The following is a 10,258-nucleotide window of genomic DNA, read 5'->3' on the forward strand; positions in this document are numbered from 1 at the left end:
ATGGCAAAAAAAGTTCAAAAAGCAAAAATTGATAATGTTGGCATACACTCCTTCAGCAAGAAAGCAGATATCTTCTTTAGTATCATATCTGGTTTGCTAGCCTTCTCTTGTATCTTGCCTTTCATCTTTGTTATCATTATCTCAATTACAAATGAGAAGAGTATCATTCAACATGGATATAGCTTCTTCCCATCACAATTTGGATTAGATGGTTTTGAGTTTTTAACTCAGTTCAAAGATAAGATTTTACAAGCGCTCTTTGTTTCAGTATTTGTAACAGTAGTTGGGACATTGACAAACGTCTTTATCACAACAACTTACGCCTATGCCATCTCACGTTCAACATTTAAGTATCGTAAATTCTTTACAATCTTCGCTCTTCTCAGTATGTTGTTCAATGCTGGTTTGGTACCAGGCTATATCGTAGTGACTCAATTGCTTCACCTTGGTGATACTATTTGGGCCTTGATCGTTCCGATGCTTCTATCGCCATTCAACATCATGTTGATGCGTTCCTTCTTCAAGAAGACCATCCCAGAAGCAATCCTCGAGTCAGCTCGTATCGATGGAGCTAGTGAAGCTCGTATCTTCTTCCAAATCTGCTTGCCGCTCTCACTACCAGGTATCGCAACGATTACACTATTGACAGCGCTTGGATTCTGGAATGACTGGTTTAACGCCCTTCTTTACATCAAGAGTGATAACTTGTATCCATTGCAATATTTGCTCATGCAAATCCAAAACAACATGGATTACATTGCCAAGTCAGTTGGTATGTCAGGACAACTTGCAGTTGCCCTACCAAAGGAAACAGGTCGTATGGCCTCGTATGGCCATGGTTGTAGTTGCAACCCTACCTATTGCGATTCTCTATCCATTCTTCCAACGCTACTTTGTAAAAGGTTTGACCATCGGTGGTGTTAAAGAATAAGGAAATCTGAGAAACCTTGTTTCTCCCCTAGCCCTGATTTTTCTAGTTAAGGAAAATCAACAATTTCAACTTGTTAATAACTTTAAAAATAAAAAAAGGAGTTTTTATAATGAAAAACTGGAAAAAATATGCTTTTGCATCTGCTAGCCTTGTAGCTTTAGCTGCTAGCCTTGCTGCTTGTGGAAACCTTAAAGGAAACAGCCAAAAAGCTGCTGACTCAGCATCAGGTGACAAGACTGTTATCAAAATGTACCAAATCGGTGACAAACCAGATAACTTGGATGAATTGCTAGAAAATGCAAACAAGATCATCGGAGAAAAAGTTGGCGCTAAATTGGATATCCAATACCTTGGTTGGGGTGACTACGGTAAGAAAATGTCAGTTATCACTTCATCAGGTGAAAACTATGATATCGCATTTGCAGATAACTACGTCGTAAACGCTCAAAAAGGTGCTTATGCTGACTTGACAGAATTGTACAAGAAAGAAGGAGCTGACCTTTACAAAGCTCTTGACCCAGCTTACATCAAAGGTAACACTGTAAACGGTAAAATCTATTCAGTTCCAGTTGCGGCTAACGTTGCATCTTCACAAAACTTTGCTTTCAACGGCCCACTTCTTGAAAAATATGGAATCGATATCTCAGGTGTAACTTCATACGAAACACTTGAACCAGTATTGAAACAAATCAAAGAAAAAGCTCCAGATGTAATGCCATTCGCTGTTGGTAAAAACTTTATCCCATCAGAAAACTTTGACTACCCAGTTGCAAACGGGCTTCCATTTGTCATCGACCTTGCAGGCGATACTACTAAGATCGTTAACCGTTACGAAGTTCCTCGTTTCGTAGAACACTTGAAGACTCTTCACAAATTCTATGAAGCAGGATACATTCCAAAAGACGTAGCAACTAGCGATACTTCATATGACCTTACTCAAGATACTTGGTTTGTTCGTGAAGAGACAGTAGGACCAGCTGACTACGGTAGCAGCTTACTTTCTCGTGTTGCTAACAGAGACATCCAAATCAAACCATTTACTAACTTCATCAAGAAAAACCAAACAACTCAAGTTGCTAACTTTGTAATCTCAAACAACTCTAAGAACAAAGAAAAAGCAATGGAAGTGTTGAATCTCTTGAACACTAATCCAGAACTCTTGAACGGCCTTGTTTACGGTCCAGAAGGCAAGAACTGGGAAAAAGTTGCAGGTAAAGAAAACCGTGTTAAAGTCCTTGACGGATACAAAGGAAACACTCACATGTCAGGATGGAACACTGGTAACAACTGGATCCTTTACATCAACGAAAACGTTACAGATGAACAAATTGCACAATCTAAGAAAGACTTGGAAACTGCAAAAGAATCTCCAGCGCTTGGATTCATCTTTAACACTGACAACGTGAAATCTGAAATCTCAGCTATCACTAACACTATGCAACAATTCGATACAGCTATCAACACTGGTACTGTAGACCCAGAAAAAGCTATTCCAGAATTGATGGAAAAATTGAAATCTGAAGGTGCTTACCAAAAAGTATTGGATGAAATGCAAAAACAATACGACGAATTCTTGAAAAGCAAATAATCGCAAGAACAATTGATTTCGTGTATTCATTCCTAAAAAGAGCGATCACTGCCTTGTCTGGTTTTTCCAGACGAGGTGGTGATTCTTTTTAAAGTGTTTACATATAATTATCTGTATTTAAAATCAGATATTTACTCTTACATATAACGTTGGACACCGACATATGAAAAAATACCATCTACTCTTTAAAATCAGTGCAATCTTATCTTACTTATTTTTCGTATATGGACTCTCTCAGCTAACACTTGTGGTCCAAAATTACTGGCAATTTTCTTCTCAGATTGGGAATTTTTTCTGGATTAAAAATCTTATTAGTCTTGTCTTTATTGGCCTCATGATATGGATTTTAGTCAAGACAGGACATGGCTACCTTTTTGTTATTCCAAAGAAAAAATGGCTATGGTACACAGTTTTGACGGTTTTCGTAACTGTACTTTGCATATCTTTTAATTTTCAAACGGCAAAACATGTACAGTCAACCTCTGAAGGCTGGGCTGTACTAATCGGCTATAGTGAGACAAATTTTGCTGAATTGGGTATCTACCTGACTTTATTTTTCCTAGGCCCTCTGATGGAAGAGTTGATTTATAGGGGTTTGTTCCAACACGCCTTCTTTAAAGATTCGAAGCTTGGACTTGACCTGATTCTTCCTTCGGTTTTGTTTGCTCTTCCTCACTTTTCTAGCTTTCCAAATTTCTTAGATATTCTTGTTTTTTCGACATTTGGAGTATGTTGTGCTGGATTAACTCGTTATACCAAGAGTATCTATCCTGGCTATGCAGTCCATGTGATTAATAATATTGTAGCAACCTTGCCATTTTTGTTAACTTTTCTTCACCGAATATTTAGTTGAAACAAGATCTGAAAATGGTCTTGTTTTCAATTTTCGGTCAAATAAATTGCATTCGCTTTCTTGGGAGAGTATACTGGAATAGTTGAATGAAAAATTCTGATAATTTAATCTTAGAAAAGAGAAGCACATGTCAAAAGATATTCGAGTTTTACTTTACTATAAATATGTTCCCATCGAAAACGCGGAACAATTTGCTGCAGACCACTTGGCTTTCTGTAAGTCAATCGGCCTCAAAGGTCGTATCCTAGTCGCTGACGAAGGGATCAATGGAACTGTTTCTGGTGACTATGAGGCCACGCAAAAATACATGGACTATGTTCACAGCCTTCCAGGTATGGAAGACCTCTGGTTCAAGATTGACGAAGAAAGTGAACAAGCCTTCAAGAAGATGTTTGTTCGCTACAAGAAAGAGATTGTCCACCTTGGTTTGGAAGACAACGACTTTGACAACGACATCGATCCACTTGAGACAACGGGTGCTTACTTGTCTCCAAAAGAATTTAAAGAAGCTCTTCTTGATGAAGATACAGTTGTCCTTGATACTCGGAATGACTACGAGTACGATCTTGGTCACTTCCGTGGGGCTATTCGTCCAGATATCCGCAACTTCCGTGAATTGCCACAATGGGTCCGTGATAACAAGGAAAAGTTCATGGACAAGCGCGTCGTAGTTTACTGTACTGGTGGAGTCCGCTGTGAGAAATTCTCTGGTTGGATGGTTCGTGAAGGCTACAAAGATGTCGGTCAATTGCATGGAGGAATCGCCACTTATGGTAAAGATCCAGAAGTTCAAGGGGAACTTTGGGATGGGAAAATGTATGTCTTTGACGAGCGTATCGCAGTCGATGTTAACCATGTTAACCCAACCATCGTAGGGAAAGACTGGTTTGACGGAACACCATGTGAACGTTATGTTAACTGTGGAAATCCCTTCTGTAACCGTCGTATCTTGGCATCAGAAGACAACGAAGATAAATATCTCCGTGGTTGCTCACACGAGTGCCGTGTTCACCCACGTAATCGCTATGTTTTGGAACATGAATTAACGCAAGATCAAGTTATCGAGCGTTTAGCAGCGATTGGTGAGAATCTAGATCATTCTGAAGTCGTATAATAGTATCAACAGTCCTGACGGGCTGTTTTTCTATGCTTTTGACCAAAAAATCTTAAATTTGTTTCTGCATCTTTCAGGAAAATGGTGTATACTATATGTAAACGATTTCAAATGAGGCCATTTATGGTGAAAACATTTTTTATTCCAAATAAACAAAGTATTTTAGGACAACAGGAGATTTTAACAGCTAAGTCAGTCTTGGCCCTAGTAGATGGCTTAGAGTCACATAGTTATGATGCTGTCTATCTTCGTCAATCCCTCAATCGCCTTGAGTATATCGAGTGTGGAATCATAGGCAAGTCTCAATTTCTCTTTAAAGTTAGCTATGAAGATAGCAAGAAAGGCTATCAAGTTGTTATTCCTGATTTTATCACAAGAGCTGACTGGGAAATTGTAGAAGATTTTTTGCGAGCATTTTCTAGTAAGATAGGAGAAGCAGTTGAAGGTATTGAGGACTTCGACTTGAATCTTTATTTCCAAGAAACTGTTAAAAACTATTTAGCTGACAAGGATACTCGTTTGGCCTTTTGCCAAGGAATTCTATCAACTATTTACTTTGATAAGAAGGATTTAGAAAGTTTCCTAGAAGAAGATGGATTGGCACGTTTTGAAGAGCTAGTTAAGAGGGTTCAAGGGTCAGATGCTTACCCTGCAAGTGCTAAATTCTACCCAGATAGTGAGGGTAAGGTTCATGGAATCTACCACCTGGCTCAAGGAGTAAAGACTATTTTGCCAAAAGAACCGGTGATTCCAGCTCCTTATGTTGAGCAATTGGTAGGCAAGGAACTTGTTTGGGAGATTGATTTGGTAAAAATCTCTGGGGATGGCTCAAAACTAGAAGATTATGAAGCAGTAGCTAGACTGGATTATCAAACCTTCTTAGAAGCTCTTCCAAAGGAACTTTGTCAGGATTTGGATGCCAACCAAATAGTGGTAGGACCAGTTTCAGGAGAGGATTTTGAAGCTTTAGCAAATAGATAAATAAGGAATCTGTGACAAAAGTTTCTATAAAGTTAAAAAGCGGACAAGATTAGTTTTCTGATTATCAGAATTCTGTCTTGTTCGCTTTTTTTGTTTTTAAAATTTTATAGTAATGATCCTCTAAAGCTAATATCTTTCTATCTCGCTACCTTTATCTTACATAAAAGCTAGGATTCGTAGATATTCAAAAACCAGAGTCATTTCTGCTAGGAAGAAGAGAAATAGGATACCACCGTTAACTAGAAATGCTAAGAGAAGGCGATAGAAGGAGTCAGTTTGGCTATCTTTACTTGGTCTTGAGATGGTATAGAGGTTGGCAAGAAGTACGAGACCAATGCTAATGAGGCAAAGAAGAGCCGCAAAACGTAGACTATTAAAGAAGGCAAAGAAACTGGCAATACCCGTGAGCAGGATAGGAAGGGCGAAGAGTCTGCTATACTCTTGCAAGGCTTTTTCCAGTGTCCAGTCATTGTCCTGATTGACAAAACGTTTAACTACGAATCCACCCATAAGGATAGAAAAGAAGAATAAGCTTGTCGCTACCAAGATGGAGAAGATAGAAAAGAGATTCAGTGAAGGGAACTGCTCGATGGCATGAGAGTTGATAGCCGCCATATGGCCGTAGTAGTCATGCTTAATATGATAAATCGCACAGAAGAAACTAAGAGCAGAAAAGATAGTCAGTAGCGCAAAGGCATTATAACTATGTTTTTTATCTGTATCAATGCTTGCTGTCGGTTCTTTAAGGGCTCCTTGTAGCCAAACCCAAAGATCAGCCAGTTCTTCTTTGAAAACTGCAAATACTGCTGTTTTTGTAGATGCAGAATCTGGTAAAAATGGGCTTTCCAAAGACTTGCTAGTCAAAGATTGACTTTTCTGAGAAGCTTCTTTAACAGGTTCTTCTGACTCGTCTATCTTTTCTAATTTTTCAGCGAGCTCTTCAGTCTCTACAGTTTCCTCACTAGTTTCCTTATCTTCTGGGTTGGCTTGAGGATTTTCCTCAACTACTGGCGCCTCTTCTCTTGTCTCTGTATCTTCTTCAAGGAGAACTGAGTCGGATGGGCTATCTTTTTTATCATTGTTGGCTGTTTTTTCGAAATCAGCACTTTCAAACCATTCTTGAGTCATAATAGACCTCCCTTTTTTGATTAATTTTTGAGTAGTAACTACTAGTTGTCTTTATTCATGATTTCTATAAGAAAGCAAGCGATCTTATTATGGGTAATAGATACTTTGATTCGATTTTGCGACGAGGAGATCTTGCGTATCTTTTTTTTCTGTTTTGTAAGGGTTCGCTAATGCTTCACCTTTACTACCTCCCGTATGTATGTCACGTCTGTCTCGATGCCAGCGATAGATATCACCATGTTCAGCAGAAAACTCAACATTGATTCGCTCAAGTTCCTTTTGGGATAACTCGAGTGAGATATCTTTTCTTGCCTCGAATTCCACTCTACCGTGCACTTGGATATCGTCTGCAGTGATATGTTGATGGTCTGCTTGGATACGACTATCTGTTAGACTGGTTTCAAATACATTGACAATTCCAGTTGTGATCAGTTGGCTATTTTTAATCTCGCTATCAGTGATACGAAGAAGATAGCCATTTGACAGAATCTTGGCATTGCTGAGTTTTGTATTGGCAATTGAAAGGATACGATGGTTTACCTGGGCAGTTAGATTTTTTAATTCTCTTTCTCTTGGTAATGAGAGAACAACTTCATCATTGCGGCTAGAAATTCCGCTTGCGATAAAGAGGATACCTTCGATACTAGAACCTATAGAGCGACGTGTAGTTGATTTGGTATCAGTTATTTCAAGACTTTTCTCTTTGATAGAGTGTTGAAGATTTTCTTTTTCAGAGATGGTCGGGTGATACTGAAGGTGAATCTTATCATCGTTTGACTCCGTAATGACGAGCGAATGTTCTTTCAGTGAGATGTTAAGGTTTTCGATATCTTGATCAAAAACGAGTTCTTCCATTCGACTTTCAAATACTGGATTTTGAGACATTGCAAGGAGGCTTCTGACTCCGTCTGTTTGGATGCCGATGATCATCATGGAAAAACCGATGATACTGGTAACAACACCAAAGATAAGAAATCCTTTTGTCCATTTACGCATGTCTTTCACCTCTCTTTCCTCTATTAAGAATCCATTGGATAAGTCGAAGGACTAGTAATCCAAAGAAACGTGTTACATAGGACGTTGCCAGCAGAACTAAAGATGAAGCTCCAATAGCTAGTAAACCTCCACCAAAAATCAGTATAAAAGCAGATGTCGATTCAGCCAGAACGTAGAAGCTTTCAAATAGGAGAACGCCTCCTAGGATTAGTCCAGCTACTGATACAGCAAAGAAGGCTATAAGTACGCTGACAGCAGCGATAAAAATCCCGATGATAGCCATGAGAAGAGCAATTCCGACCGGAATGCCGATAGGAGCTGCAAGAAGGGCTAGTAGAGCGATGCGTAAAATATGGCGGTCGTTCTTACTGGAATTTTCTTCGTTGATTTTCTTATCAAGAAGTGTAGTCAGGATATCATGGGCAGCTTCTTTTGGACTTCCCAGGCTAGCGATAAGCTCCTCCTCACCTTCTGGACCCGCATCATCAAAGAGTTCTTTGAAGTAATCCATGGCTTCAATGCGATCAGATTGAGGAAGCTTCATCAGATAGGCTTCAAGCTGATTCAAATATTCAGTTCTTGTCATGGCGAATGCTCCCTTCTATGATGCCGTTGATAGTGTCAGTGTAGAGTGTCCACTCTTCTCTGAGTACAAATAGTTGCTCCTCCCCAATCTCTGTCAAGGAGTAGTATTTCCGCATCCGACCTTGGTATTCGCGAGAGTATGTAGTCAGATAGCGGTTGGTATCCAGTTTTTTCAAGATGGGGTAGAGGGTAGATTCCTTGATTTTGGCAATGAGTTTAATGGTTTGGCTAATCTCATAACCATAGGAATCCCCTTGTTCTAGGATGGCCAAGATGAGAAATTCAATCAAAGCCGCTGATGTTGGAAAATACATGGGGCACCTCCTTTTTTAGTATGTAAAAATTTTATATATAATTATTCTACACATACATCATACATCTATTTGTAAGCCCTGTCAAGTAATATGTGTAAAATTTTTATATATAAAAAATCTCCTAGTGAAAACTAGAAGATTAGAGGATTTTTTTGAGAACTTTATCTGAATTTTATCGTAGATTTTTTATACTTAATATCCTTATCCAAAAGTTTCAATAAAGGAGTTACATATTCAGGATTTGGAAACTTAGGTCCGAAAATAACCTCCTCAATTTGAATTGAATTTTTTCGTTCTACATAAAGTTTACCTACCCCAGAGGTTTTGTCAATTTTGATTTCCTCATTACTTGGGTCTAGGTTAGCATAGCGTAAGATGCGCAGTTCGTTTTCATATTTGTAATCGACAGATTTAAATAAGTAGCGAATTTCTTCGATACATTCAGAAATAGCATTTTGATAGTTCTCCTCCGTGACTTTTGAACCGATATCTAGTTTTTCTTTTAAACTATTCAACAATTTTTCTAATTCTTCTATTTCCGACTTCTCAAATAGTTCAGTTCGTTCTAGTTTTAAATTTTCCTTTATATGCTTAACATAGGCAATTCGGTAGAGATAATCACGATTCCCTTTTGAATCACTAGCTTTTTCTACAGAATTCGGTTCAGTTCCTTCATCATTAACAGTATCGACTGAATTTTCGCTTTCACTCCGAGAGATAGATTTTTCAAAACCACTATTTAATTCAGATTTCAGTAAATACATCTTATCAGAGAATTCTAAAATGTTTTTTTCTTGACGCCACGAAACATCATTGAAGGAAGTAAATCTAGAAAAATCCTCTTCACGAAGTACTAGACAAACACCTTTGGCATCATCACCATACTGGGACCACATGGCCAGATCATCCGTTTTGTTTGTAAAACTCATTAAAAACCATGAGCTTGGTTCTAAGATATCTCGTCTATCTAAACCTAATATCTTTTCTATGACGATTCCTTCTTCAGGATCATTCATATAATTAGCATTATACAAGCGAGTTTTCCCAGATACCGAAAAAGTACTTTTCTTCTTTTCATTCTCCTCTTGATCTAACATAATTTGGAGAGTGCTTCCCTTGGTGTAGTGACCGAATTTAAGCATCTGATTTTTATCTTCGTCTTTTAGCCCAAGTTGATACTTGATTTTTTGAACAAGTTGATAAATAGATAGCAAGTTCTTTAGTTCACTCGAGTCTTCTTTATAACGTTTTACCCATGTTTGTAAAATAGCATATTTAGTATTCTTTAAAAGACCTTCTTTTAGGATAAAGTTGAATAGCTTGTACTCCTCTCTATAACAAACATTATCATCATGAAAAAATAGATCATCAAAATTTTGTAACATAAATTTGGAGAACTGTTCATAGAGTTTTTTAATTATTTTTGTGGTTTGCAGACGTTCACTTAACTCTGTTTGGTGTTCAAATAAGCTTGCTAAGACCGTGCTATATATAAAAGCAATTTCTTCGGATTTTGGAAATTTTTGCTGCAATTTTTCTAATTTCTCGACAGTAGCCTCGATTTTCTTTAACTCGGTCTGCTTGATTAATAAAACGAACAAAAATCTAGCATACTGTAAAGCTATGTCATGCGATTCAAGGAATTTTTGCTGCAATTCCTGTAATTTCTCAGCAGTAGTCTCCAGTTCGTCCAATACGGTCTGCTCGAACGATAAAAGGAGCAAAGTCCTAGCAAATGCTTCTGCTATATCATGTGATTCAGGGAATT

Annotated in this window: 9 protein-coding genes and 1 pseudogene; 5 read left to right on the forward strand and 5 right to left on the reverse strand. The window is 38.1% G+C overall.

Annotated elements, in window-relative coordinates; translation table 11 throughout:
* From HMPREF2837_RS10255 to HMPREF2837_RS10275, 5 genes and pseudogenes are all read left to right on the forward strand, one after another.
* Positions 1–931, forward strand: a pseudogene (locus tag HMPREF2837_RS10255) (carbohydrate ABC transporter permease).
* A 109-nt stretch (positions 932–1,040) separates the two neighbouring features.
* The gene (locus HMPREF2837_RS10260) at positions 1,041–2,519 is read left to right on the forward strand and encodes an ABC transporter substrate-binding protein (protein ID WP_049548873.1); all 1,479 of its coding nucleotides are present in this window, start codon (positions 1,041–1,043) and stop codon (positions 2,517–2,519) included.
* Between the two features lie 163 nt (positions 2,520–2,682).
* Positions 2,683–3,372 carry a CPBP family intramembrane glutamic endopeptidase gene (locus HMPREF2837_RS10265; protein ID WP_049548872.1) on the forward strand — a complete coding sequence of 230 codons (690 nt, stop codon included), beginning with the start codon at positions 2,683–2,685 and terminating at the stop codon, positions 3,370–3,372.
* Between the two features lie 127 nt (positions 3,373–3,499).
* Positions 3,500–4,486 carry an oxygen-dependent tRNA uridine(34) hydroxylase TrhO gene (locus HMPREF2837_RS10270; protein WP_049548871.1) on the forward strand — a complete coding sequence of 329 codons (987 nt, stop codon included), beginning with the start codon at positions 3,500–3,502 and terminating at the stop codon, positions 4,484–4,486.
* 123 nt (positions 4,487–4,609) lie between these two features.
* Positions 4,610–5,467: a DUF4299 family protein gene (locus HMPREF2837_RS10275; protein WP_049548870.1), complete on the forward strand. Its 858-nt coding sequence runs from the start codon at positions 4,610–4,612 to the stop codon at positions 5,465–5,467.
* Positions 5,468–5,623: 156 nt separating this feature from the next.
* Here the strand turns inward: HMPREF2837_RS10275 and HMPREF2837_RS10280 are convergent, their stop codons facing one another.
* The 5 genes from HMPREF2837_RS10280 to HMPREF2837_RS10985 form a co-directional block, all read right to left on the reverse strand.
* Positions 5,624–6,595: a DUF6574 domain-containing protein gene (locus HMPREF2837_RS10280; RefSeq protein ID WP_049548869.1), complete on the reverse strand. Its 972-nt coding sequence runs from the start codon at positions 6,593–6,595 to the stop codon at positions 5,624–5,626.
* Positions 6,596–6,682: 87 nt separating this feature from the next.
* Positions 6,683–7,591, reverse strand: a complete 909-nt coding sequence (locus tag HMPREF2837_RS10285; protein WP_049548868.1) for a DUF4097 family beta strand repeat-containing protein — start codon at positions 7,589–7,591, stop codon at positions 6,683–6,685.
* Positions 7,584–8,177, reverse strand: a complete 594-nt coding sequence (locus HMPREF2837_RS10290; RefSeq protein WP_049548867.1) for a DUF1700 domain-containing protein — start codon at positions 8,175–8,177, stop codon at positions 7,584–7,586. Before HMPREF2837_RS10290 ends, HMPREF2837_RS10285 begins: the two co-directional genes overlap by 8 nt.
* Positions 8,164–8,490 (reverse strand): PadR family transcriptional regulator, encoded by a 327-nt coding sequence (locus HMPREF2837_RS10295; RefSeq protein ID WP_006149048.1) that lies wholly within the window; start codon positions 8,488–8,490, stop codon positions 8,164–8,166. Before HMPREF2837_RS10295 ends, HMPREF2837_RS10290 begins: the two co-directional genes overlap by 14 nt.
* A 161-nt stretch (positions 8,491–8,651) precedes the next feature.
* Positions 8,652–10,258 (reverse strand): DUF2971 domain-containing protein (locus HMPREF2837_RS10985; protein WP_261674361.1); only part of this gene is annotated, 1,607 nt, incomplete at its 5' end.

Origin of the sequence: Streptococcus sp. HMSC071D03 (genome assembly GCF_001812125.1) — a bacterium.
Taxonomy (GTDB): Bacteria; Bacillota; Bacilli; order Lactobacillales; family Streptococcaceae; genus Streptococcus; species Streptococcus pseudopneumoniae_N.

What these genes read in the sequence shown, in the direction of transcription:
- HMPREF2837_RS10260 (WP_049548873.1), top strand. Translation starts at nt 1,041, where the DNA reads ATGAAAAACTGGAAAAAATATGCTTTTGCATCTGCTAGCCTTGTAGCT.
- HMPREF2837_RS10265 (WP_049548872.1), top strand. Translation starts at nt 2,683, where the DNA reads ATGAAAAAATACCATCTACTCTTTAAAATCAGTGCAATCTTATCTTAC.
- HMPREF2837_RS10270 (WP_049548871.1), top strand. Translation starts at nt 3,500, where the DNA reads ATGTCAAAAGATATTCGAGTTTTACTTTACTATAAATATGTTCCCATC.
- HMPREF2837_RS10275 (WP_049548870.1), top strand. Translation starts at nt 4,610, where the DNA reads ATGGTGAAAACATTTTTTATTCCAAATAAACAAAGTATTTTAGGACAA.
- HMPREF2837_RS10280 (WP_049548869.1), bottom strand. Translation starts at nt 6,595, where the DNA reads ATGACTCAAGAATGGTTTGAAAGTGCTGATTTCGAAAAAACAGCCAAC.
- HMPREF2837_RS10285 (WP_049548868.1), bottom strand. Translation starts at nt 7,591, where the DNA reads ATGCGTAAATGGACAAAAGGATTTCTTATCTTTGGTGTTGTTACCAGT.
- HMPREF2837_RS10290 (WP_049548867.1), bottom strand. Translation starts at nt 8,177, where the DNA reads ATGACAAGAACTGAATATTTGAATCAGCTTGAAGCCTATCTGATGAAG.
- HMPREF2837_RS10295 (WP_006149048.1), bottom strand. Translation starts at nt 8,490, where the DNA reads ATGTATTTTCCAACATCAGCGGCTTTGATTGAATTTCTCATCTTGGCC.